23 protein-coding genes, 1 tRNA gene and 2 pseudogenes are annotated in these 23,945 nt (G+C 62.8%); 9 read left to right on the plus strand and 17 right to left on the minus strand.

From position 1 onward, the window contains the following. Positions 1 to 97: 97 nt before the first annotated feature. Positions 98 to 1,120: a TRAP transporter substrate-binding protein gene (locus FGK64_RS01030; RefSeq protein WP_171053941.1), complete on the minus strand. Its 1,023-nt coding sequence runs from the start codon at positions 1,118 to 1,120 to the stop codon at positions 98 to 100. A gap of 540 nt (positions 1,121 to 1,660) precedes the next feature. Continuing rightward, positions 1,661 to 2,317 carry a GntR family transcriptional regulator gene (locus tag FGK64_RS01035; protein ID WP_138861955.1) on the minus strand — a complete coding sequence of 219 codons (657 nt, stop codon included), beginning with the start codon at positions 2,315 to 2,317 and terminating at the stop codon, positions 1,661 to 1,663. A gap of 125 nt (positions 2,318 to 2,442) precedes the next feature. Between FGK64_RS01035 and FGK64_RS01040 the strand changes: the two genes are divergently transcribed. From FGK64_RS01040 to FGK64_RS01075, 8 genes are read left to right on the plus strand one after another with little or no spacing between them, the layout of a single operon-like run. Then, a complete protein-coding gene (locus tag FGK64_RS01040) occupies positions 2,443 to 2,958 on the plus strand; it encodes a TRAP transporter small permease (RefSeq protein ID WP_138861956.1) in 516 nt (171 codons plus the stop codon). 2 nt (positions 2,959 to 2,960) lie between these two features. Continuing rightward, on the plus strand, positions 2,961 to 4,247 hold the full coding sequence (locus FGK64_RS01045) for a TRAP transporter large permease (protein ID WP_138861957.1): 1,287 nt from the start codon (positions 2,961 to 2,963) through the stop codon (positions 4,245 to 4,247). 18 nt (positions 4,248 to 4,265) lie between these two features. Continuing rightward, a complete protein-coding gene (locus FGK64_RS01050; protein WP_246057643.1) occupies positions 4,266 to 5,282 on the plus strand; it encodes a DctP family TRAP transporter solute-binding subunit in 1,017 nt (338 codons plus the stop codon). A 17-nt stretch (positions 5,283 to 5,299) separates the two neighbouring features. Next, positions 5,300 to 6,268, plus strand: a complete 969-nt coding sequence (locus FGK64_RS01055; protein ID WP_210236530.1) for a C-terminal binding protein — start codon at positions 5,300 to 5,302, stop codon at positions 6,266 to 6,268. 52 nt (positions 6,269 to 6,320) lie between these two features. Next, entirely contained in the window at positions 6,321 to 6,971 is a 651-nt protein-coding gene (locus tag FGK64_RS01060) for an RraA family protein (RefSeq protein WP_138861958.1), read from the plus strand. 12 nt (positions 6,972 to 6,983) lie between these two features. Then, a complete protein-coding gene (locus FGK64_RS01065; protein ID WP_138861959.1) occupies positions 6,984 to 7,904 on the plus strand; it encodes a sugar kinase in 921 nt (306 codons plus the stop codon). Next, on the plus strand, positions 7,901 to 8,605 hold the full coding sequence (locus FGK64_RS01070; protein ID WP_138861960.1) for an SDR family NAD(P)-dependent oxidoreductase: 705 nt from the start codon (positions 7,901 to 7,903) through the stop codon (positions 8,603 to 8,605). The genes FGK64_RS01065 and FGK64_RS01070 overlap by 4 nt, the downstream gene beginning before the upstream one ends. Positions 8,606 to 8,619: 14 nt before the next feature. Then, positions 8,620 to 9,147 carry a 2,4'-dihydroxyacetophenone dioxygenase family protein gene (locus FGK64_RS01075; RefSeq protein ID WP_138861961.1) on the plus strand — a complete coding sequence of 176 codons (528 nt, stop codon included), beginning with the start codon at positions 8,620 to 8,622 and terminating at the stop codon, positions 9,145 to 9,147. A gap of 150 nt (positions 9,148 to 9,297) precedes the next feature. Here FGK64_RS01075 and FGK64_RS22435 read toward each other — a convergent pair. The 9 genes and pseudogenes from FGK64_RS22435 to FGK64_RS01120 all read right to left on the minus strand — a co-directional run. Beyond that, positions 9,298 to 9,384, minus strand: a pseudogene (locus FGK64_RS22435) (IS6 family transposase); the annotation flags it as partial. A 161-nt stretch (positions 9,385 to 9,545) separates the two neighbouring features. Continuing rightward, positions 9,546 to 10,652 carry a type 2 periplasmic-binding domain-containing protein gene (locus FGK64_RS01085; RefSeq protein ID WP_138861962.1) on the minus strand — a complete coding sequence of 369 codons (1,107 nt, stop codon included), beginning with the start codon at positions 10,650 to 10,652 and terminating at the stop codon, positions 9,546 to 9,548. A 60-nt stretch (positions 10,653 to 10,712) separates the two neighbouring features. Further along, entirely contained in the window at positions 10,713 to 12,023 is a 1,311-nt protein-coding gene (locus tag FGK64_RS01090; protein WP_138861963.1) for a TRAP transporter large permease, read from the minus strand. Beyond that, entirely contained in the window at positions 12,020 to 12,574 is a 555-nt protein-coding gene (locus FGK64_RS01095) for a TRAP transporter small permease (RefSeq protein WP_138861964.1), read from the minus strand. Before FGK64_RS01095 ends, FGK64_RS01090 begins: the two co-directional genes overlap by 4 nt. A gap of 26 nt (positions 12,575 to 12,600) precedes the next feature. Next, positions 12,601 to 14,247: an AMP-binding protein gene (locus tag FGK64_RS01100; RefSeq protein ID WP_138861965.1), complete on the minus strand. Its 1,647-nt coding sequence runs from the start codon at positions 14,245 to 14,247 to the stop codon at positions 12,601 to 12,603. A gap of 27 nt (positions 14,248 to 14,274) precedes the next feature. Then, complete coding sequence (locus FGK64_RS01105) at positions 14,275 to 15,072, minus strand: enoyl-CoA hydratase/isomerase family protein (protein ID WP_138861966.1); 798 nt, start codon at positions 15,070 to 15,072, stop codon at positions 14,275 to 14,277. 13 nt (positions 15,073 to 15,085) lie between these two features. Next, positions 15,086 to 16,129, minus strand: a complete 1,044-nt coding sequence (locus FGK64_RS01110) for an acyl-CoA dehydrogenase family protein (RefSeq protein WP_171053942.1) — start codon at positions 16,127 to 16,129, stop codon at positions 15,086 to 15,088. Positions 16,130 to 16,139: 10 nt separating this feature from the next. Then, complete coding sequence (locus tag FGK64_RS01115; RefSeq protein ID WP_138861968.1) at positions 16,140 to 17,300, minus strand: acyl-CoA dehydrogenase family protein; 1,161 nt, start codon at positions 17,298 to 17,300, stop codon at positions 16,140 to 16,142. A 90-nt stretch (positions 17,301 to 17,390) separates the two neighbouring features. Next, complete coding sequence (locus FGK64_RS01120) at positions 17,391 to 17,990, minus strand: TetR-type transcription factor C-terminal domain-containing protein (protein WP_171053943.1); 600 nt, start codon at positions 17,988 to 17,990, stop codon at positions 17,391 to 17,393. 828 nt (positions 17,991 to 18,818) lie between these two features. On the opposite strand from FGK64_RS01120, the gene FGK64_RS01130 reads away from it, so the two are divergent. After that, complete coding sequence (locus FGK64_RS01130; RefSeq protein WP_210236531.1) at positions 18,819 to 19,241, plus strand: hypothetical protein; 423 nt, start codon at positions 18,819 to 18,821, stop codon at positions 19,239 to 19,241. On the opposite strand, the pseudogene FGK64_RS22810 reads toward FGK64_RS01130, so the two are convergent. From FGK64_RS22810 to FGK64_RS01160, 6 genes and pseudogenes are all read right to left on the minus strand, one after another. After that, positions 19,230 to 19,358 (minus strand): annotated as a pseudogene (locus FGK64_RS22810) (integrase core domain-containing protein); the annotation flags it as partial. The gene FGK64_RS01130 and the pseudogene FGK64_RS22810 overlap by 12 nt on opposite strands. 12 nt (positions 19,359 to 19,370) lie before the next feature. Then, the gene (locus FGK64_RS01140; protein ID WP_246057644.1) at positions 19,371 to 20,201 is read right to left on the minus strand and encodes a DDE-type integrase/transposase/recombinase; all 831 of its coding nucleotides are present in this window, start codon (positions 20,199 to 20,201) and stop codon (positions 19,371 to 19,373) included. A 335-nt stretch (positions 20,202 to 20,536) separates the two neighbouring features. Next, positions 20,537 to 20,626, minus strand: a tRNA-Ser gene (locus tag FGK64_RS01145). 201 nt (positions 20,627 to 20,827) lie between these two features. Continuing rightward, positions 20,828 to 22,366 (minus strand): tripartite tricarboxylate transporter permease, encoded by a 1,539-nt coding sequence (locus FGK64_RS01150; RefSeq protein WP_138861970.1) that lies wholly within the window; start codon positions 22,364 to 22,366, stop codon positions 20,828 to 20,830. Positions 22,367 to 22,376: 10 nt separating this feature from the next. Then, on the minus strand, positions 22,377 to 22,808 hold the full coding sequence (locus tag FGK64_RS01155) for a tripartite tricarboxylate transporter TctB family protein (protein WP_138861971.1): 432 nt from the start codon (positions 22,806 to 22,808) through the stop codon (positions 22,377 to 22,379). 84 nt (positions 22,809 to 22,892) lie between these two features. Continuing rightward, positions 22,893 to 23,870 (minus strand): Bug family tripartite tricarboxylate transporter substrate binding protein, encoded by a 978-nt coding sequence (locus FGK64_RS01160; protein ID WP_138861972.1) that lies wholly within the window; start codon positions 23,868 to 23,870, stop codon positions 22,893 to 22,895. Positions 23,871 to 23,945 lie beyond the last annotated feature (75 nt).

The raw sequence follows: 23,945 nt of genomic DNA on the forward strand, positions 1-23,945 counted from the left end.
AGGATCGGCCACGCTGCACGAGCGAGCGTGGCCGGGTCTTGGTAGTTTCGGACACGTCAGACATGCGTCACCCGCGACAAGACGATCTTCACCCGCATTACCCTTGAGGCTGATGCGTCTGAGCGGTGTTCTTCAGCAAGTCGTACATATCCTGAAGCGCGGGGTCGTTGCCGTAGACATCGTTGACGATCCCCGCGACCGACGACATGAATTCCGCCTGCTCGGCCTCGTTCAGACGGTGGACCTCACCTCCGGCATCCGTCCACTTCTGCTCTGCGCCGGTGCCGAGTTCTTCCGCCAGAGGCGCGACGGACTGCGACGCGACCTTGCCGCATTCCATGACCACGGCCTTCAGATCATCGGGCAGCGAGTCATAGAATTTCGTACTCATGAAGTGGACGTTGGCGAACATGGTTTCGTTGGTCAGCGTCACGTGCTTTGCGACGGTCTGAAACTTGAAGGCATGGGCCAGCACGATGTTGGTGTGTACACCATCGATCTGGCCGCGCTGAAGGGCCGGAACGATATCGCTCCAATCCACCTGAACGCCTGCGGCACCGATGGTGTTGGCCGTTCTCTGTTCGATCTCTGTTGCCAGAATACGCAGTTTGAGCCCCTTGAAATCTTCAATGGTCTCGACCGGGTCGACAGTCTGGAACGACGAAGGACCGTAGGCCCAAATGCCCACGCCCATCACGCCCTTGTCCCGTCCGGCTGACAGGTAGGGCTCCATGAAGGCCGGATCCCAATAGGTGTCGTTTGCGTGTTTATAGCTGGTGAACAGGCCCGGCGCGTCAATGACCCCATAGCTGGGCTCGACTGATTTCATGTGCTGCCCGGCCATGCTGGCGGCTTCGATGGTCCCAAGCTGAAGGCCCTGGATCTGCGCACCAATACCGCCCAGCTGTGTACCGGGGAAATGTTGCACCTCGATGCGGTTCTGCGACTCAGCCTGCACACATTCGGTATAGTCCGCGATATACTTGCTCGAGGGATCCTCGGCCCCACCCGCGCCTGCAAACTTCATCGTGAAATCTGCTGCCGAAGCGCCTGCTGTCGTCGCGACCCCCGCGGCAATCGCGATAACGGCGCGCCCCGTGATCTTGCCAAATTCTTTCATGTCTTCCTCCCATATCATGCCCGGGTCCCGGGCGTATTTCCTGCAAATCCGCCGAAGTATCGGAACGGTTCTGCAACGTCGCGATCACAGCAAGGTTTTGGCCCCGTTGCGAATGATTGGCCCCGCACCCGGGGCGCTGCCGGTCAGGTCCGATCCCTGGCCGAGAACGCGCCGGCAATAGCGATGAATTGTTCTCTGGGTATCACCGTCCGCCTCCCCACCGGCCCGGATAACGCTCATGTCGGCACACATCGCTCAAAGGTTTGAACCGTGCCGCTGAAAGGGAGTATGGGCTGTGGAATACCGTTCAACAAATAGATATTTCCAAGCCAACGTATAACCAGAAATGATACTTTGGCCCTGACGTAGTATCGCAATTTCTGCGCAATGAACCTGGTCTCTGGTCGATAGAAACACCCAGAACACGAGTCGGCTGGCGCCAGCCGAACGCGCACCGCCGGAGCCTGTCATATTATCTAAAGGTGCAATCCGCACGACACCCCGACCGATGCCGTGCGTCGTTTCAGGGACGCCAGCGCGTCAACCTTCCGTTGCCAGATTCCAGTAAGAGCCTTCCTTGCGCCCGATGTGGGCCCGCAGGATGGACTGCGCGAGCGGCTCGTCTTCGGCGGCGACAGCCGAACAGATCTCCTGATGCTCGCGATAGGACTTGGCCATGTGATCCGGATGCCGCCCCAACCGGTTGCGAAGCGCCGCCATCTTTTGTGCGATGGTCTGATAGGCATCTTTCATGAACCGGTTGTCCGAGCAGTCGACGATGATCTCGTGAAACTCGGAATCGAGCTTCAGGTACCGCGGAACGTCATCCGCCTCTCGCGCCAAAGTCATCTGGGCCACACAGTCGGCCAGCCGCTTTGCCAGCCGATCTGCCCCCGTCTGCAAGGCAAAGGTCAGCGCGCCGGATTCCAGGCAAAGCCGCGCATCGCACAGTTTGGCCAGTTCTGCGGGCTCCAGCGAAAAGACGAATGTGCCGCGCTGTGCCTCGACGGTCAGAAGCCCTTCCATTTCCAGCCGATTGATCGCTTCTCGCACGGGCGTGCGGCTCACCTGCAGATCTTCGGCAATCCGGGCCTCGGACAGATGGCTGCCAAGGTCCATGTCACCAGAGATAACCCAGTCCCTGAGTGTCTGGGCGACGATCTCCGTCAGCGATTTCGGACGTGTAAGAGCTTTCATCGCAGACCCTTTGAACCTCCAAGTTCAGTAGCAAGACGCCAATGCATAGACAATCATTGACACACTGGCATACAGTATGCCAGCTTCCTGATTGAATTTCACCAACCGCTTGGGGAGGAGCGTTGATGGAACGGGCCGAAGCCCTGCTTGTCGCGGTGAACCGCCTGCTGGTTGCCCTTGTACTGGCTGGCGTGTTCACAATCGTCTTCATGAACGTGGTCGGCCGCTATGGCTTTGGCCATTCCTTCGCCTGGGTCGAAGAGGCCGCGCGCCACCTCATGATTCTCGGGGCGTTTGCGGGCGCCGGGCTGGCCTTGCGGGAAGGACGCCTGGTGGCGATCACGACCTTGCAGGATATCTGCCCCTCCGCGATGGCGCGGCTGATCCGCTGGCTGGCCGTGCTGATCATGTTCGTGTTCATGGGGGTGATGCTCTGGCTTGGGGTGGAATTCGTGCAATTCGGCTGGAACAAGGAAACCATGTCCACCGGCATGCCGCGCGGCGTCGCCTATCTATCGATTCCGATCGGCTGCGCGCTGTTCCTGCTGCATCTGGTCCTGTTCGCGGCCCGCTTCGTACGCGAGGAATTTGAAGTTCTGGGCGATGCAGATACCGGACCAGACACAAGGCCGGCCTCCTGACCATGGCTAAAACCCTTATCATTCTGTTCTTCGCGGCCCTTCTGCTGGGCGTACCCGTTGCCTTCACCATGGGCGTGGCGGGGATGGCCGCGATCTTCATCGAAGGCGGCCTGAATCCATTGGTCGCGACACAGCGCATGTTCGCCGGGATCGACAGCTTCCCGCTGATGGCGGTGCCTTTCTTCATCCTGGCATCGGAACTGATGACAGCCTGCGGGCTGACCCGCTCGCTTCTGCGGTTCGCAAACGCGCTGGTCGGCCATCTGCGCGGGGGCCTGGGCCATGTGAACGTTCTTGTCTCGATGTTGTTTGCGGGGATCAGCGGCTCGGCGCTGGCCGATGCAGCGGGGCCGTCTGCCATTGTCATGCGCATGATGCGCGAGGCCGGGTATGACCGGCATTATGCCGGGGCTCTTTCGGCCGCCACCGCAACGATCGGCCCGATCATTCCGCCCTCGATCCTTGCCGTGATCTTTGCGATTTCGACAAACGGTGTGACCGTTGCGGGCCTGTTTCTTGCCGGTCTCGTACCCGGCCTTCTGCTGGGCATCGCGCTTGCCTTCGCAAATCACGTGATCTCGATGAAGCACGGCTATCGCGGCCGAGAGACCCGCGCGGATATGTCCGAGCTTCTTGGCGCGGGCCTTGCCGCCCTTCCCGCGCTGGTGATGCCCGCCATCATCCTTGGAGGCATCATCTTCGGCGTGTTCACCCCGACCGAAGCCGGAGCCGTGGCCTCGGCCTATGCCCTGCTGCTTGGGTTCGTGCTGCGCGCCTTTTCACTGCGCGGGCTGTACGTGGCCTTCGTGCGCGCGGCTGTCATCACCTCTTCGGTTTTCCTGATCATCGCGATGGCATCCATTTTCGCGTGGCTGCTGACATACCTGCAGATCCCGCAGGAGCTGGCGCGGCTGGTCACCTCCATCACCGACACCCGGCTGGGCATCCTGTTCATTCTTGCGGCCTTTGCGCTGATCTGCGGCTTCTTCATCGACACCCTGCCCGCGCTGATCATTCTGACTCCGGTTCTGGGCCCGATTGCATACGGCGCGGGTATCGATCCGCTCCAGTTCGGCATGATGCTGGTGCTCAACCTGACCATCGGCATGGTCACGCCGCCGGTCGGCCCGGTTCTTTTCGTCATTGCCAGCGTGGGGCAGCTCAAGCTCGATGCCCTGTTCCGCGCCGTTCTGCCGCTTCTGGCCGCAGAACTGGTCGTGCTGCTTCTGGTCATACTCGTGCCCGGTATCAGCACCTTCGTCCCGACCTTTTTCGGGTTCTCAAACTGACATCCAAGGGAGGATAAAGTGAAGACACTAGCAAAACTCATGACGGCCACCGCCACCGTGGCCCTTGCCGTTGCCGGTCAGGCAGCGGTTGCCAAAGACCTCAAGTATGCGCATTTCCAATCGGCAGACCTCAGTTCTCCGAAGCACGCCGCCGCGCTCGCCTTCGAAAGCTGTGTTGAAGGAAAGACCGGCGGATCGATCGACGTTCAGATCTTCCCGGCGGGTCAGCTGGCGGGCGACAACGAAGTCATGGAAGGCCTGCAACTGGGCACCATCCAGATGGCGGTGGTGCATGACGGTCCGATTTCGGCGATGTACAAACCCTTCTCGGTGCTCGCCCTGCCCTACCTGTTCGACGATCAGGCGATGGCATGGTCGGTGATGGACGGCGCGTTTGGCGATGAACTGGCCGCCGACATGCTGGAGCAGACGGGCATCCGCATGTTCGGCGCCGCCGACAACGGCGTGCGCAATTTCACCAACAACGTGCGCCCGATTGCCGAACCCGCTGACATGGAAGGTCTGAAGATGCGCGTCATGACCGCGCCGGTCTGGGTCACCCTGGTGGAAAGCCTTGGTGCATCCGCAACACCGGTTCCGTGGCCGGAACTGCCCGGTGCCTTGCAGCAAGGCGTGGTTGATGGTCAGGAAAACGGCGTTACGAACATCGTCAACGCGTCGCTCTACCAGAACCAGAAATATGTCTCGCTCGATGGTCACGTGTTCTCGTGGCACGCCTATTTGATGAGCGAAGACTTCTTTCAGGGCCTGACGGACCCCGAGAAGGTCGCAGTGCAACAGTGCAGCGAGATCGCCAAGACGATCCACCGGGGCATGACTGCAGCGCAGGACGCGAACGCGACAACGATCCTCGAGGAAAAAGGCATGACGGTCGTGCCGGTCAGCCCTGAACAGAAAGCGATGTTCCGCGAAAAGGCCCAGCCTGCCGTGAAAAGCTTTGTCGTCGAGGAAATCGGAGAAGACTGGCCCAACAAGCTGGACGCCGCCGTTCAGGCATATCGCGACAGCTTCTGACAGGATGGGACCACATCGTGACCACTGACACCGTCGCCATACTGGAACCGGGCTATTCCGCCTATGACGTCGAGGCAGATGTCCTTCGAGAGTCCGGCGCCAGCCTTGTGGCTGTCGGGGCTCAGGACGATGCGGTCGCCGCGCTAACCGGGCTGAACCCGGTCGCGATCCTTGTCCGGGAACGGACCATCGGGCAGGCCGAACTTGCGGCCTGCCCTCGCCTGAAGGCCGTGGTTCGCTACGGCGTGGGCACGGATAACATCGATCTTGCTGCAGCAAGGGCCCGCCGTGTGCATGTGGCCAATGTGCCCGACTACGGGGCCGAACACGAAGTCAGCGATCATGCGCTGGCCCTCTACCTGTCGCTTCAGCGCCGCATCCCGGCGCGGGATGCGGAGGTTCGCGCCGGTATCTGGGGTGTGGGACAGGCCGCACCCATCCCCTCGCGGGAGAATGCCGTGCTTGGCCTTGTCGGCGGCGGGCGGATCGGTTTGGCGACTGCACGCAAGTTCCGCGCGCTCGGCTTTGCCCGTGTGCTGGTCCATGACCCGTTTCTGGATGCCGATACCGCACGCAGCGCGAATGTCGAACCTGTTGAAATGGATGAGCTCTGTGCCCAGAGCGATGTCATCAGCCTGCACGCGCCGCTGACCGATCAGACACGCCACATCCTGAATGCGGAACGACTGGCCCGGATGTGCACCGACGCGATTGTCATCAACGTGGCGCGCGGAGGGCTTGTGGATGAAACCGCCCTTGCCGCCGCGCTGGTCGAGGGCCGTATTTTCGGCGCCGGCATCGACGTGTTCGAAACCGAGCCTGTCGCGCGGGATAACCCGCTGCTGACTGCCCCCAACACCCTGCTGACGGACCATACCGCCTGGTACTCGGAACGCTCTGTCGCGCAGCTTCAGAAGAAAGCGGCCCAAGAGGTCGCCCGTGTCTTGTCGGGCGAACCGCCCGTCAACTGGATGAATCCCTGGTAGCGACCGACCCATTCTCCCGCTGCCCCGCCATATCGAAAGAAAGGACTACGCAATGACACTTCAGGACCTGATCGAAGGCTTCCGTGGAACCGCAATCGCCTCTGTCGCGGATGCGGTGGACAAGGTCGCCGGGCGGCCCGGCTTCCTCAATCATGAAATCCGCCCGCGTATCAACGAAACGAAGATCGTGGGCCCGGCCGTTACCGTCCTTGAAGGACCGACAGACGAGGCCGTGCCGCCGCAGCACGCGCTGGACATGATCGACGCCTCCGACCCCGGATCGGTGATCGTGATCTCGACCAACGGCAGCGTCGATGTGGCTGTCTGGGGCGGGCTGATGACCGCTGGCGCGGTGGCGAACAAACACGAGGCCGCGGTTCTGGACGCTGGTGTCCGGGACATCGTCGAAATCCGCCGCGACTATGATTTTCCGGTCTATTCCCGCACGGTCTGCCCCGGCACCACCGTCGGACATGCCAAGACCCTCGCCGCCAATGTCGAGGTCGACATGGGAGGGGTCATCGTCCATCCCGGCGACCTGATCGTTGGTGATATCGACGGCGTTGTCTGCGTGCCGATTGCCCATGCGGAAGAGGTGCTGAAGATGGCGCAGGAGATCGATGATCGCGAAGCCGAACAGGCAAAACTCATCATCGAAAGCGGGTCGCTGAAGGAAGGCCTTGCCAAGTATGGCCGCATCTGACCGGGGCATAAGATGACAGCGAAACTCGTTTGCCTTGGAGAGCCGATGCTGGAATTCAACCAGCAACCTGACGGGCGCTATCTGCCCGGTCACGGCGGCGACACCTCCAACTGCGCCATTGCCGCCGCACGGCAGGGCGCCAAGGTGGAGTATGTCACCCATCTTGGCGCCGACGCCTTCGGCGACAGCTTCATGGACCTCTGGGCGCGCGAGGGGATCGACACCTCGGGTGTGCGTCAGGTGGCGACGGCCCCAACCGGTGTCTATTTCGTCACGCATACCGACGCGGGCCACCAGTTCAGCTATTTTCGCGAAGGCTCGGCCAGCAGCCGGATGGGGCCCGAAGATCTGCCCCGCGAGGCGCTGGAGACGGCCGATATCCTGCATGTCTCGGGGATCAGCCAGGCCATTTCCACCTCTGCCGCCGACGCGGTGTTCGCGGCCATCGACATGGTGAAATCTGCGGGGGGACGGGTGTCCTATGATACAAACCTCCGCCTGAAGCTCTGGCCGATCAACCGGGCGCGGGCCGTGATCCACGCAGCCATGGCGCGCTGCGACATTGCCCTGCCCGGCCTCGAAGATGCCACCTTGCTGACCGGAGAAGACGATCCGGACCGGATCGCAGATTTCTACCTGGCGCTTGGCGCCAAGATTGTGGCCCTGACACTTGGGGCCGAAGGTACGCTGGTTGCCACACCCGACGACCGACAACGGATCACCGGACGCCGTGTCGAAGCGGTGGACGCCACCGCCGCCGGAGACACCTTCGACGGCGCCTTTCTGGCCAGGCTGATCGAAGGGGATACCCCCTTTGAGGCCGCCCGCTATGCCAACGCCGCAGCGGCCTTGTCAACTCAGGGCTACGGGGCCGTTGCCCCCATGCCCTACCGCGCCGACGTCGAAGCGTTCCTGCAGAAAGATCCGCGATGAAGCACGCAGTCATCATCGGCGGAACGCGCGGGATTGGCGCAGGCATTGCCGTTACGCTTCTGAATGCGGGCTGGCAAGTCACGGCCACGGGTGTCGCCAGCGACGAAGTGCGCAGCTTTGCAACCACGCAACCCGAGATTGCAACCGCGGTTCTGGACGTCACCGACAACGCTCAGGTGACAGAGTTCTTCAGCCAGATCGACACGCTGCAAGGGCTGGTGAACTGCGCGGGCATCCTTCAGCGTGGTCAGGAATACGACATCGCGACATTTGAGAAGGTCATCGACATCAATCTGACCGGCACGATGCGCACCTGCCTCGCGGCGCACCCGCTGCTTGCGGCTGAAGGCGGAGCTATCGTCAACACGGCCTCCATGCTCAGTTTCTTTGGCGGGCCGCTGGTGCCGGCCTATTCCGCCTCCAAGGGCGGCGTGGCGCAACTGACCAAGGCGCTATCGGGGAAATGGGCGGATGACGGGATCCGGGTGAACGCCGTCGCACCCGGCTGGATCGCCACCGAAATGACCGAGGCGCTTCGCAATGATCCCGTGCGAAATGATCCCATCGTCGGGCGCACGCCCCTGCGCAGGTGGGGCCAGCCCTCGGAAGTGGGCGCTTTGGTCGCGTGGCTGTTGTCCGAACACGCCTCCTTCGTGACAGGAAGCGTCTACCCCGTGGATGGCGGCTATGCCGCAATGTGAAGAAAGAACCTGACATGCCTCTTGAGACTGAAGATACCGACGCCCGCACCCCCTACCAGTTGCCTTTTCCGAAGGACGCGCAGGATGAAATCGTGATCCCGAGCGCCATTCCGACGGACGAACGTGTCTGGGTCCCGCAGGCTGAAAACGTGGCCTTTCGCCCCCTGTGCCTGAACCGCAGCCAGGGCTACTGGATGAACCTTCTCCGGGTCCGGAAATCGGGCGTTCTGTCGCGCCACCGGCACCCACAGGCCGTGCATGGCTACGTCATCAAGGGGAAATGGCACTATCTTGAGCATGATTGGGTGGCCGAGGAAGGCGGTTATGTCTTTGAAGCCCCCGGAGAGACCCACACCCTAGTCGTGCCCGACGACGTCGAGGAAATGATCACGATGTTCCAGGTCAACGGGGTGATGCTCTATGTCGATCCCTGGGGCAAAACACAGGGTTACGAGGATGTTTTCACCAAGATCGAAATGTGCCGCGCACATTACGAAAAGGTGGGCCTGGGGGCCGATTACGTAGATCAGTTCATCAGGTAGCCGCCCCCGCAACAGATCAGGCAGCACGCAAGGCTGAGGGCGCAAAGCACCGGGCACACCGATCCGAAGACGAGCACCGCTTCAGTTTTCTCGTCGCACCTGCGCCAGTGAAAAGCCCGCAATACCGATTGCGGTTTCTGCAAGGGCAGTGTTGCGGAGTAACCGTGGAAACCGCACATACATCATCACCGCCAAACGGATGATCCCGGGGCTGGTTTTGAAGGACCTGAAAAGAGAACTTGTGGCGGAACAAGGCTAGCCAGCGCCCTGTCCTGCCACATGCAACGGTCTTCTGAAAAAGCCATTCGGCAGGTCCAGACGCATGCGGATGCGAACGTGCCTTCGCGCGGCCGGGTGCCGTCCTGCACCGCTAGGGCGGGTGCAGGACGGCGCGGGCGTCACTTCATCTCGATCTTGGAATAGATCTCGTCGCGCAGCAGCTGGGCATATGCCTCGGGCGTGTCGACCCCTTCGACCAGACCTTCCCAGCGGGCGTAGGCGGCCAGATACTTATCGACCAGACCCTGCGCATCTTCGACACCCGCGGCATTGGCTGTTTCAACCGCACCGGCCACCTGCGCCTGCACCGCCTCGTCGATCACGGCTTGCAGATCGGCGCTGGCCTCGGTCACGTTGAAGGTGACGCCATCGCGTTCCAGCGCGCTGACATCGGACCCCTGCGTGCCGAACAGCGCCCCCGCCACGGCCATCGGCGCGGCGTCCAGCAGAACCTTGCGCTGCTCCGGGCTCAGGTCATCGAACTTGTCACGGCGGAAGGCAAAGGCCGCCGCCGAGGGGATCGTGCCCGCCGAAACCATGGTGACGTTATGCACCAGCTCGCCAAGCGCGTATTCGTCCAGCCAGGCAATCGGCGCAAAGACGCAATCCACCTGCCCGCGCTGCACCACCTCGTAGACCTCGGAGGACGGCACGTTGGTCGGCGTCGCGCCCATCGCGTTCACGATGGCGATGGTGTGCCCGGCTGCACGGATGCGCAGGCCCTTCACGTCTTCGGCGGTTTCGACCGGGTTGGAGCACAGCAGCCGGTAAGGCGTCAGCGACCACGACCCCAGATCGACGAAGTTCATCTTCTCGCCTTCGGCCTCGCACTGGGGGCAGTCGAGTTTCGACACTTCGATGATCGCGCCGATCGCGGCGGGCACGTTCGACATGGTCGCACCAAGGTTCACGAAGACATTGGTGACCGGCAATTCCGCCGGGTAATAGACCGCCGGGATATAGGTCAGATCGACGATCCCGTCGGCCAGACCCGACAGCGTGGTGCGGGCCGACACGACAGCGCCATCGGTCAGCGAGGATACGTCGAATTCGCCGCTTTCGTTCAGCGCGTCTACATAGGGGTGGAAGCCTGCGATGTTCAGCTGGGTGGTGTCCGAGACATAGGTCCCGAACAGGATCGATTCCTGCGCGGTGGCGGCGGTTCCGACAAGCCCGGTGGCCAGAACTGCGGCGGTCAACTGCCGCAGGGTAGGTGTAATCGTCATTCCAAAGTCCTCACTGTTTGCGTGTGTTGCGCCCTGCCTCCTCGCAGGGGGGTGGATCTGTCATCCAATCATCATGGACGGCAGGAAAAGGATGATGGCGGGGATGAAGATCAGCAGCGCCATGACGACGATCTCGACCAGCAGGAACCAGCTGACCCCGCGAAAGATGGTGCCCAGCTTGATGCTGTCGCCCGACACCCGGTTCATGACGAACACGTTCATGCCCAGCGGCGGCGTCAGCAGTCCGATTTCCAGCATTTTCACAAGGATGACGCCGGCCCAGATTTCGTTGATACCAAGCTCGCGGAAGATCGGGATCAGGATCGGCAGGGTCAGCAGCATGATCCCGATGGTGTCAAGGAAGGCGCCCATCACCAGATAGATCAGACAACAGATCAGGATCACCGCGACATGGTTGGTGGTGACATCCTGCAAAGCGCCCGACAGGAAGCGCGGCACGCCCGACAGCGCAAGGAACTGGGCCAGCAGCGTCGCGCCGATCCCGATCAGCAGCAGCGTGGCGGTGGTCACAACCGTTTCATTGGCGCATTGCATCAACCCGCGCCGGTCCAGCGTGCGTTGGGAAAAGGCCAACAGCGCGGTGGCGACGGCCCCGATGGCACCTGCCTCGGTCGCGGTGGCGATGCCGCCATAGATCACGCCCACCACCATCGCGGCAATCAGCCCGACCGGCCAGATGCGGCGCAGGCTGATCGCCTTGTCGCGCAGGGTCACGCCCGACAGATCGACCTTGGGCGCTAGCTCGGGGCGCAGGTGGCAGCGCACCCCGATCATCACCGCATAGGCCACCGTGGTCAGCAACCCGGGCAACAGCCCCGCCACCAGCATCTTGCCAACCGAGACCTGCGCGAACAGCGCATAAAGCACCATCAGGATCGACGGCGGAATCAGCGCGCCCACCGTGCCCACGGCGGCGGCACAACCGGCGGCCAGCCCCTTGTCATATCCCGCGCGCACCATTTCCGGCACGGCGATCCGCCCCATCGCGGCCGTGGTCGCCAGCGACGATCCGCAGATCGCGGCAAACCCGGCCCCGGCGAAACTGGTGGCAATCGCCAGCCCCCCGGGCAGTCGCCCGAACCACAGCCGCATCGAGGCGTAAAGATCGCGCGTCAGACCCGAATGCGAGGCAATCGCGCTCATCAACACGAACATCGGCACCGCCGACAGTGTCCAATGCGCGGTGAAATCGAACGGAACGGATCGCAGCATCCCGAAGGCCGGGCCAAAGCCGCGCAGGTACAGGATTCCCCCGGCGCCGACCGCGATCAGCGCGATCCCGATCGGCACGCGCAGCGCCAGCAGCCCGGTCAGGATGGCAAGGGCAAACAGGCCGGTTTCAACGCTCATGCCGCGCCCTCCGGCAGCGGGCGATAGGGGCTGGGCAAGCGGCGACGGCTGATGATCTGCACCGCCAGCACCAGTACCATCGCGCCACAGCCAAGTGCCGCCAGCCAGCGCGCGGGCCACACCGGCAACCCAAACCAGCCGGTTTCCACGATCTGCCCGAACCCGGTCTGGCGGATCGCCATGCTGACCAGTGCCCAGCACAGGATGCCCGTCACCGCCGCCGAAAACACATCGACCAGCAGTTGCAGCACCACTGTCACCCGGTCGGGAAGCACAGTCACCAGCATGTCGACGCTGACATGTTCGCCCAGCTTCTGCGCCATCGACCACGGCAGGAAGGCGACCAGCACCATATAGTAATACATCACGATCTCGACCGTGCCGGGCAGCGTAACGTTGAACAGGCTGCGCAGCAGCGCCGAGGCGCTGACATGCAGGCACATCACGATCACGGTGATCGCGGCGATCCAGGCGGTCACGGCCACGATCCGCTCGGCCAACGCCGAAAGGGCACGGATCGGGGCGGCTATCGGTTTGCTGTCGTTTTGCATCCGGTCTGTCCTCTCAAACGCGCCGGTTACGATGCTGTCGGCGCCAGCCGGCTCTTGGCCTCGGCGCGCAGCAGATGTTTCTGAACCTTGCCCGAGGCGGTGCGCGGCAGCGCTTCGACCGCGAAAACGAACTCAGGCCATTTCTGCGGCGCCAGCCCCGCCTGCGACAGGAAGGCGCCCAGCGTTGCCGGATCGGGCACGCCCTGGCCTTCGGCCGCCACGATAAAGGCCGCAACACCTTCGCCCAGCCGGGCATGGGGCGCAGCCACCACGGCCAGATCGGCAATCGCCGGATGCAGGCCAAGCGCATCCTCGATTTCCTTGGCCGACAGGTTTTCACCGCCGCGAATGATCAGATCCTTCTTGCGCCCGGTGACCGTTATGGTGCCATCGGCACTGAGCCGCCCCAGATCGCCGGTGTGGAAAAAGCCATCGGCATCAATCGCCTTGTCGGTTTCCCCGCGCGAGGTATAGCCCAGAAACATCGACGGCCCACGCGCCAGGATCTCGCCCTCGGCCCCGGGGCCCAGCGGCAGGCCCTCATCGTCGATCACCCGCACGTCGAAGCGATAGACCCGGCCATCGGTGGCGGCGGCCTGTTCAGCATCGTCCAGACAGCCCTGCGTGACCATCGGCACCTCCGAGGCGCCAAACACCCGCGTCGCGGTGCCATTGGCGAACCAGTCATTCGCACGGCGGATCAGGTCGGGCGGAATCTCGGCCCCACCACAGGCGAAAATCTGAAGCGCGGGCAGATGCGTGCCCGCCGCCTGCGCGGCCTTCAGCGTTTCGGTCAGGAACGGCGTCGCCCCGATCATGTAGGCCGCGCCGTGGTGCTCCATCAGCCGCACGCCCTCGTCTGCCTTCCAGCGTTCCATCAGGATCGCGCGCGTGCCCAGAAGGAACGGCCCCTCCAGCCCATGCATGAACCCTGTGACATGGGTCACGGGCGTTGGCACCACGGTGGCCGTGCCTTCGCCCGCCAGCCCCCAGGCCTCGAAGGAATAGGCGATCGAGGCCAGCGCCTGCGCATGGCCGTAAATCACCCCCTTGGGCAACCCGGTGGTGCCCGAGGTGTAGATCAGCATCTTGGGCGCATCGGGCGCCACATCGGGCAAGGGCGTGGTCAGCCCCCGGCCCCGCGCGATCAGCGCCTGCACCCCGTCGCCCGCGCCGCGCACCGCGATCACATGGGCCAACTCGGGCAGCTCGGCACGCAACCCGGCATACATCGCGGCGTAATCCACATCGCGAAAGCTGTCGGGGATAAAGGCGATGCGGGTGCGCGCGTCTTTCAAGATCACGCGCAGCTCGGCCTGCCGGTAGATCGGGATCACCGGATTCACCACCAGCCCGGCAAAGGCGCAGGCCAGGTTGATGACCACGCACTCCAGCCAGTTCGGCAGCTGGAACGACAGCGTGTCGCCGGGGGCAAGGCCCATGTCGAGCAGCGCGCGGGCCAGCGCCTCGCCCTGTTCGACCGCCTGGGCATAGGTCAACGCGCCGGTCTCGCCCTGCACGGCGATGCGGTCGGGCGTGGCCGCCGCGCGGGCGCGGGCGGTGCTGGCCAGCGTGGCGCGCTGCCATGCGCCCGAGGTGAAATAGCCCTCGGCCTGCCCCTCTGACAGACGCAGCTGCCAGTTTCCGGCCTGCGTATAGTGGCTGTCGGCCATGGTGACTCCCCTCCCCTGTTCTGCGCCCTATTGCCCGGTGAACACCGGCTTGCGCTTGTCACGAAAGGCCGCGACGGCCTCGGCGTGGTCGGCGGTTTCGTTGGTCAGAACCTCATAGCCGAACCCGGCGTCGGCATGGGCGTGCACCACCTGTTTCAACGCAAGGTTGGTCACGATCTTGGTATAGCGAATGGCCTGCGTCGCGCCCGCCGCCAGTCGGCGCGCCAGACCGTAGACCGCATCGTCCAGCGCCTCGGGCGCAACGGCGCGGGTCAGCAGACCCATGGCCGCCGCCTCGGTGGCCGGAATCGGATCGCCCGTCAGCAGATATTCGCGCGCCCGCATATAGCCGATCATCTGCGGCCAGAGCATCGCGCCCCCGTCGCCCGCCACCAGCCCAACGGCGACATGCGGATCACCGATCTTGGCGGTATCGGCGGCAATCGCCACATCGCAGCACAGCGCAAGCGACGCGCCCAGCCCCATCGCATGCCCGTTGACCCGCGCAATCAGCGGCTTCTCCAGATCAAGCTGCGAAAACAGGATCCGCTTGGCTTCGATGGTGGTGCGCTTGAAGACGGCGGGATTGTCCACCGCTTCCTGCATCCAGTTGATGTCGCCCCCGGCGGAAAAGCACCGCCCCGCGCCGGTCAGCACCACGATATCGCTGTCGGGGTCTTCGTTGGCATCGGTGAACACGCGCGACATTTCGGCGTGCAACCGCCCGTTCATCGCGTTCAGCGTATCGGGCAGGTTCATCGTGATCGTCAGGATGCGCCCCTCGCGGGCAAAGCTCAGCGCCTGATAGTCATCGAACAGCGGCATGGAAATCTCCGGGTTATTGGGTCACGAAATGGGGAATGTCGCGCAGCGTGGCGCGGTGGAACGGCTCGCCTCCGAACCGGCCCTGCAACACCTTCAGCGCGCGGAACCCCCGGCCAATCGGCATTTCCTCGGACATACCGATGCCGCCGTGCAGCTGGATCGCGTCGCGTCCGATGGCCATGGCACGGTCGAGGATGCCCGTCCGTGCCATAAGAAGATCGGCGTCGGGGCCATCGCTGTCCAGTACATGGCAGGCCATATCCAGCAAGGACCGGGATTCTTCGAGCGCGATCATCATGTCGGCCATGCGGTGCTGGATCACCTGAAAGCGCCCGATGGGCTGGCCGAACTGCTCGCGTACCCGCACATAGGCCAGCGTGTCGTCAAACAGCGCGGTGGAGGTGCCGACCGCCTGCGCGCAGATGGCCTGTAGCCCCTGCCGCCAGCCCGCGCGGATCGCATGTTGCGCGGCTTCTCCGGTGGCGATCACCGTCGCGGGCGCGTCGGCCAGCACCAGACGCAAACCGCCCTGCCCGTCCATCATCGGCTGCGCCATGGCGGCGAAATCGGCCTCTGACACCTCGGCCAGAACCAGCGTATCGCCGTCACGTGCCGAGATCAGAACGGCCTCCGCAGCCCCTGCACCGGGGGTCAGTGCCTTTTCACCGCTCGCCCGGCCGTTGCTGATGCGCATCGTGGGGTTTACCCCCACCGGGTCGCCCGCTTCGGCAAAGGCCGCCGCAACGATCCGCGCGCCACCGGCCAGATCGCTCAGGCGCTCCGGATCCGCCACGCCAAGCGCCGCGCCGGGAATCGCCATCGCATCTATCAAAGGTTCCGTGCGGCGGGTCCGCCCTGCGGCCTCCAGCACCAGCGCCATTTCGCGCGGGCCGCCGCCCAATCCGCCCTGTGCCTCGGTGAATCCGATGCCAAGCGCGCCCAGCTCGGCCAGCGCCTGCCAGCGATCCGCCAACGCCGTGTCACGGGCGCTGGTGTCCATGAAACGGGCCAGCGTGTCGCGCAGGATGCCCTGTTCTTCGGTCAGTGTGAATGTCATCGTCATGCCCCTAGCGCAGCCCCAGCGTGTGTTTCGCCACGATGCCGCGCTGAATCTCGTTCGAGCCGCCCCAGATCGTCGTCGCCTTTTGCAACAGCATGTCGCGCGCGATACCCGAAAGGGGGGTCTCGTCGGTTTCCGGCTCGGCAATGTCGAACGCCGCGCCCTCTAGCCCCAGCAGATCAAAGGCGTATTCGCCCACCCGCTGCTGCAACTCGGTCCCGCGGATTTTCAGCATCGACGCCTCGACCCCCGGGGCGTGCTGGTCGCTGGTTTGCACCAGCCGCAGCGTCAGCCATTCCAGCGCCTTCAGATCCACATGAAACTGCGCCATCTGCGCCTTGTGGCCCGGATCGTCCTGAAGCCCGCGTTCCTCGGCCAGCGCCTGCGCGCGTTCCAGGTGCCGCCGGGTTTTCCCGGTATCGGCCGAAATCATCCGCTCGTGTCCCAGCAGGAACTTGGCATAGGTCCAGCCCGCGTTTTCCTGCCCCACTAGGTTTTCCACCGGCACCTTCACATCCGAGAAAAACACCGCGTTCACATGGTGATGCCCTTCGATGGTGGTGATCGGCTGCACCTCGATCCCCGGGGTCTTCATGTCGATCAGCAGAAAGCTGATGCCAGCCTGCGGCCGCACATCGGTATCGGTGCGCACGAGGCAGAAGATCCAGTCGGCGAAATGCGCGTGGCTCGTCCAGATTTTCGAGCCGTTGACCACGTAATGATCGCCCTGCCGCACCGCCCGGGTGCGCAGGCTGGCCAGGTCCGACCCGGCCCCGGGTTCCGAATAGCCCTGACAAAATCGCACCTTGTTAGAAACGATATCAGGCAGAAACCGGGCTTTCTGGTCGTCATTGCCATAGGTAAATATCACCGGGCCGACATAGTTCACGCAATAGGGCAGAACCCAGGGCGCGCCATGATAAGCGTATTCATCATTGAAGATGAAGGTCTGCGCCGCGTCCCATCCGGCGCCGCCGTATTCCTTGGGCCAGAAGCCCGCGTACCAGCCCTTTTCGGCCAGCGCATCGTGCCAATCCTCGTGATCCTGCTTTTGCAGGGCCAGCCCCCGGCGCACCTTGTCCCGGGTCACGGGTGACAGCTTTTCGCGCAGGAATGTGCGAACCTCGTCGCGAAAGGCAACCTGTTCCGGGGTCCAGAGTGATGACATAAGGTCTCCTTCACCGCGCAGGGGCGCGCGGCGTTTCGGTTCTGCTTCAGGGAAATCGGTGCCGCCGGAATGCCCGGCGGGACCAAGGGTCTAGCCGGGGTCGCGTGCCGCCACGATGCGCAGCGCGATGTCGCCTTGGGCGCGGGCCACTTCCTCGCGGGTCATGCGCCCTCCGGGAGAATACCAGCGCCGGATCCAGCTGGCGATGCCGCCCATGGCAAAGACCGCCGAATGCACGTCGGGGCAGTCAAATTCGCCGCGCTTGTTGCCCTCGACCACGATCCGCGTCAGCATCCGGGTCAGGTTGCCCTGATATTCCAGCACGACCTTTCGGGTCGCCTCGTCCTGGAACTTTTCCTCGCGGTCGAAGATGTTCACACTTTTCTGGTTGTCGATCACCGCCAGCACCACGCCTTCTATGGCGGCGCGCAACTGGGTGGTCGGCGTATCATATTCCGCCACCGCGCGTTCGGCGGCTTGCATCGACGGCGTCAGGGAAATCAGGCAGATCTCGGCCAGGATCTCGGATTTGTTCTTGAAGTAGGAATAGACGAAGGGCTTGGTCACGCCCAGCTCTTGCGACATCATCTCGATCGTCGTCTGCGCGTATCCGTGCCGGTCGAACAGCGTCATCGCCACGTTTAGGATGCGCTGACGTTTGTACTCGGCAACTTCGTCCTTGATGTCCATTGCACCCCTCCCCTGCCCGGCCGTCCCGGTGCGCCTGACGTCAAAGGGATGACTGGAACCCGCCCCAAAGGCAAGGCGGAACCGCCCGCTCTCCCTGACCGGATCGCGCAGGCCATCGGGTGCCAGGGCATCAATCGTTTTGCTGTTGCCCATCGGTCTCCTCTCCGGTGCGCGATTAGCCCCGCCGCATCGCAACTGCCGCCTCCTCTGCGCCAGAAACTGCTTAGGTTCTGAATATACCCACCATTAGATATTTCTTTACGATAGTCAACACAACTTAACTCCAATATGTTTGACCGAAATTTTCCTTTATTTTTCAAAGCAAAAATCTTCATCAACGTCGCGAGGCCGGCGAGGGAAGATGTTCGTAGGTGTAGAGGTGTGCGCGCGAGATCCTCCCACCGGCGGTGCGCCGGTACTGTCTTTACCGGGTTTCGTGCCGGGCGACATGCTCGCCTGAAAAGTTCTCGATTTGAGGTTATCCTGTTCTCCCACTGAGGAGACAGACGATGAAGAGACCCCGGTTCAGCGAAGCGCCGATAATTGGTATTCTGAAGAAGCATCAGGCGGGCATGAGCGCGCCGGATCTGTTCCGCAAGCACGGGATCAGCGGCGCGACTTTCTAAAACTGGCGGCGCAAGTATGGCGGCATATCTTCGACGAAGTCAGAATCAATGCCCTCAAGCGGGACTGGAAGCAAATCTCTGAACTGAAGCGGTCGGTCCGGCTCCGCTACCAGGAGAAGCTGAACGTCCGCGAGTTCGAGCCGAAGAGCCAGTAGCAGCTCGATAACCATGTCGTTGCGATGCCGGCGGAAACCATCATTAGGTGGTCAACATCAACGATCCCGACGCGCTTAAGGCTGTCATCGAGGAAACGGAGATTTCCGAAGCCTCCAAGGCCGACCGCATCACCAGCTCCACCCGCCGGGCAATCACCGAGAAGATGGATGAAGACCCGACGTTCTGCAAACAGTTCTCCCAGCTGATCGCAGAGACCATCCGCGCCTATCGCGAGAAGCGGCTGTCCGAGCGCGAATACCTGAACAGCGTCGTGGATCTCGCAAGCAAGGTGGCCCGCAAGCATCGGGGTCGGGATGTTCCGGAGAACATTAGGGGCAATGAATCAGTGACCGGCATCCAGGCGGCAGCGATCGCTCGACAGATCATCGACATCATCAAATCGCACCTGATCGTGGGCATCTGGTCGAATGTATCGACCCAGCGTTTTCTGCTCAGTTTAAGCCGATAATCTGAATGCCTCGGCAGGCGTGCGCATGGTAAGGGCCCGATGCGGGCGGCGGTGGTTGTAAAAGCTGATCCAGTCGCCGATGACGCGGTTGGCGTGCTGGATGCTCTCGAAGCGATAACGGTGTGTGCATTATTCTTTGAGGGTGCGGATGACCTTTTCGACCATGCCATTCTGCTGCGGGCAGTGTGGACTTATGAACTCCTGTTTCAGACCATAACTGCGGACCAAAGCCGTGAAGTGTCTGCTTGTAAAAACCAGGCCGTTGTCCGAGCGAAGGAGGAATTCATTCCGCACGCGGCCAAGGGTCCCGAACCTGCTGATCAAAGCATGTTCCAAAGCTGCACTGGCAGTAGTCGCTTTGCCGGATCTGGAGATATGCCAGCCCAGAAGCTCTCGCGTGTGGCAATCGATAACCAAGGCCAGTGATGCCCAACCGTCTGTGCCTGTCCAGACGCGAGCCAAGTCCGTTGACCAGCGCTCATTCGGCGCGGTGGCGACCGAGGGCACCGCCTCGATCCGCGGCCGCATGCCGATGGCGCGTTTGCGGACCTGCCAGCCCTTGAGCTGAAAGACCCGCTGCACCGTATTCTTGTTGAACCCGAGCAACCACGCAACGGTGCGATAGCCGAACGAAGGATTTTCCTCGATCATCGCCTCGATCGGGACCGCAAACCGGTCATCGACTTTGGGCGCTGCTTTGGTCGGCTTGCAATAGACCGTGCGCCGCGGCACGCCAAACCAGGTGCAAAGCTTGGTCAGCGGCACGCGGAGGCCATCGGCCAGAAGGCCCTCATGGAGCGTCCGGATCAATTGCCGTCCTCCCGCTCCATGAGAGCCGCCAGCTTTTTTTCGGGCACGCAGTTCCAGCATCGCCTCGCCATAAGCTTCCTGCAGACTCTTGATCTGCTTTTCGTATTGCTCGCGAATATCGAGCGGGTTGGCGCGTAGGGAATCCTCCATGCCCCGCTTCGCGTCCTCGACCCAGTTATCGATCTCGGAAGGTGTCAGGCAAACGACCGGCTCGCCTCGGCCACCGTCGTCTTGCCCTGAATGATCTCGATCACCAAGGCGGTCTTACGCTTCGCCGTCTAACGTTTGATGCTGTCGTCCATCCTCATACTCATTGCCACGTTCTCCTTTGTAGCACGAGCAGATTTTCACTGGGTCAATACAACTCTGCGCAATGTTCCTAGAAAGTCCGAGGCAGTCCGAGGCAAAGTGGGGGACTCATCGGGGGATGGGTTACCCCAAAAGATAAATTATAAAATATAAATCAAATACTTAAAAAAAATTAGTGGCGGAGACGAAGGGATTCGAACCCTCGATACCGTTTCCGGTATACTCCCTTAGCAGGGGAGCGCCTTCGACCACTCGGCCACGTCTCCGCCGCCGGGTATAGCGGCGCAGGTACGGGGAGTACAAGGCGAAATTTCGGTCTGCGGAAACTTCTCGGTCGCTTTGCCCAGACAGCTCGCACCGGTATGAAAAACCCCTGCGGCAGTGCCGCAGGGGTCTGGCCCGCCGGGCGGGACATGGCGGGGGCTCCATGGCGCGCAGTCACGCCAGCACACGGTTGCCCGGGCGTTTCAGTCGCTGATCGCGCCTTCGTCGTCGCGGCGGGCGTGCATCCCCGCTTTCACGCGGGCGCCGACGATCAATGGCAGCACAAAGCCGATGATGGCGATGGCCCAGAGCGTCAGCGCCAGCGGGCTGTCGACGAGCGTCCACCAGTTGCCATTGTCGATGGTCACCGCGCGGCGCAGGTTGTTCTCCATCGCATTGCCCAGCAGCGTGCCAAGGATGATCGGCACCAGAGGCACGTCGAACTTGCGCAGCAGCCAGCCCATCACACCGAACCCGATCATCACCAGCAGATCGAAGGTTGACCCGGAAATGCCGTAGATCCCGACGAAGGATACCATCGCCACGATCGGCATCAGGATGCGCGAGGGGATCATCAGCACCCGCGTGAACAGGCCCACCATCGGAATGTTCATCGCCAGCAGCATGAAGTTGGCGATGAACAGAGCCGCGATCAGGCCCCAGACCACGTCGGGGTTCTGCGTGAACAAAAGCGGCCCGGGCGTGATGTTCAGCGCCAGCAGCACCGCCAACAGCACCGCCGTGGTGCCCGATCCGGGCACACCCAGCGCCAGCATCGGCACCAGCGCGCCCCCGGCGGCGGCGTTGTTGCCCGCCTCGGGTGCAGCCACGCCGCGCGGATCGCCGGTGCCGAACGTGCCCTTCTTGTCGACCAGGCGCTTTTCCATCGAATAGGAGATGAACGACCCGAGCGAGGCCCCTGCCCCTGGCAGAACGCCTGCGATAAAGCCCAGAAACGACGTGCGCAGCATCGTGGGCGTACAGGCCTTCAGCATCGACATCGGCGGATAAAGCTTGCCGATCACCATCTTCTTGCCGTCTGCCTCGGCACCGCCATGCCGGGTTTCAAGGAATATAAACACCTCGGACAGGGCAAAAAGGCCAACGATGGCTACAAGGAAATCCAGCCCGTCGTACAGGTGCACCTCGCCAAAGGTGAACCGCGGCACGCCGGTCTGGGTGTCGACACCGATGGTGGCAAGCCCAAGGCCCAGCGCGGCGGCAAAGGCCGATTTCGCCTGGTTGGTCGACGACACGCCGCCCAGTGTCATGAAGGCCAGCGCGAAGAGCGCGAAATATTCCGCCGGACCGAACAGCAACGCGATTTTCACCAGCTGCGGAGCCAGCAGGATCAGCCCCCATGTGGCGAAGAACGCGCCAACGAAAGAGGCCACACCCGAGAGAGACAGCGCCTCACCTGCCATGCCCTTTTTCGCCATCGGATGCCCGTCAAGCACCGTCATCATGGCCGGTTCATCGCCGGGAATGCCCAGCAGGATCGACGAGATGCGCCCGCCGTACATCGCCCCGTAATAGACCGAAGTCAGCAGGATCAGCGAAGGCGTCGCGCCAAGGCCCAGCGTAAAGGCCAGCGGGATCAGGATTGCCACGCCGTTCGACGGGCCAAGCCCCGGCAGCGCGCCCATGATGGTGCCCAGAAAGCAGCCGAGCAGCGCCAGCAGCAGGTTCTGCCATGTGATCGCGATGGCAAAGCCGTCGCCAAGATTTGCAAGCGTTTCCATTGCGCGCTCCTCAGAACCCGAAGGGGCCGCGCGCCAGCGACAGGCCCAGCACGAGGTGGAAAATGACGTAGATGCCGACCGAGGTGCCGATGCCGGTCAGCACCGCCTCGAGCAGCGACGAGCCAAGGCGCCAGGCCAGATAGGCGGCGGCAAAGGCGGTGGCGATGACAAAGCCCGCAACCGGCAGCATCTCGGCGTAAAGGATAAGAACGACCACGGCGGCGGCGATTTCGACCAGACGCGCAAGGCTGGGCCAGGCCGGTTCGGCATCGGGCCGCAGCGCGATCACAAGGCTCGAGATGCCAAGGATGGCGGCGATGATCAGGGGGAAGGCTTTGGGCCCGACGGCATCCGACAGAAAGCTTTCCTCGATCGCGAGCGCGGCGAAGACATAGCCAATTGAGATGAGGATACCGACGACACCGAAGATGCGATCGCTCATGGCGGATCCTTTCTTGGGGTCATACAGGAAAAGGCCGGGCACCGCGGGAAGGATGCGGCGCCCGGCAGGCGATCCGTGAGTGGATTACTTGATGATGCCGATTTCTTTGGAGATCGACTGGATCCGCGCGACCGAGTCGGCCACGAAGGACTGGAATTCAGCGCCTTGCAGATCAAGCGGGGCCAGACCGTTGGCGGCCATCACCTGCTTCCATTCGTCCGAGGCGTAGAGATCGCCGATTTTGGACACCCAGGCGTTATAGGCATCGTCCGACATGCCGCCCGGGGCGTAGAACCCGCGCCAGTTCGCGCCGATGGCCTCGACGCCCTGTTCCTTGGCCGTCGGGAATTCGGCGAATTCGCCGCCCAGACGTTCGGGCGCCAGCACTGCAATCACCTTGATGTCGCCACTGTCGACAAAGCCCTTGGCCTCGGAAATATCGCCGGTGAAGGCCTGAACCGATCCGGCCAGCAGCTGTGTCACCGCCTCGCCGCCGCCGTCGAAGGCGATGTATTTCACCTTGCGCACATCCTCGATGCCATAGGCGTCGGCGGCGATCAGAACCTTCAGGTGGTCCCAGCCGCCCACGGCCGATCCGCCCGCCACAGACACAGAACCCGGGTCCGATTTGATCTGGTCCAGCAGCTCGGGCAACGTGTTCACGTCACTGTCGGCGGCCACGGCAATCACGCCGTAATCCGCGCCAACCGAGGCGACCCAGCGCACCTGGTCCATCGTGTTGCCGGGGTATGCGCCCTGCGCCAGACGTGTCGCGGTGGCCGAGGATGCGGCGACGATCAGGTTGTCGGCGTCGTTGCGCTTATTCACCACTTCAGCAAAGGCCACGCCACCGCCGCCACCGGCCAGGTTGACCACCTGCATGGTCTGGTCGATCAGGCCCTGATCCTGCAGCGATTTCCCGACCTGACGGCAGGTGAAATCCCAACCGCCGCCGGGGTTGGCGGGGGCGATGCATTCGGGGTTTTCCTGCGCCGTGGCCGCAAGGGCAGACAGCGACAGGGCGACGGCGGCAAGCGCGCCGCGGGTTGCGGACAGGTTCATGTGTTCCTCCTCAGGTCCTCTGCGGCGCGCCCTCACGCGCCGAAACCGGCCCCGCGCGGGATGGCTTTGTGCCCT

Origin of the sequence: Arenibacterium halophilum, from assembly GCF_005938225.1 — a bacterium.
Taxonomy (GTDB): domain Bacteria; phylum Pseudomonadota; class Alphaproteobacteria; order Rhodobacterales; family Rhodobacteraceae; genus Arenibacterium; species Arenibacterium halophilum.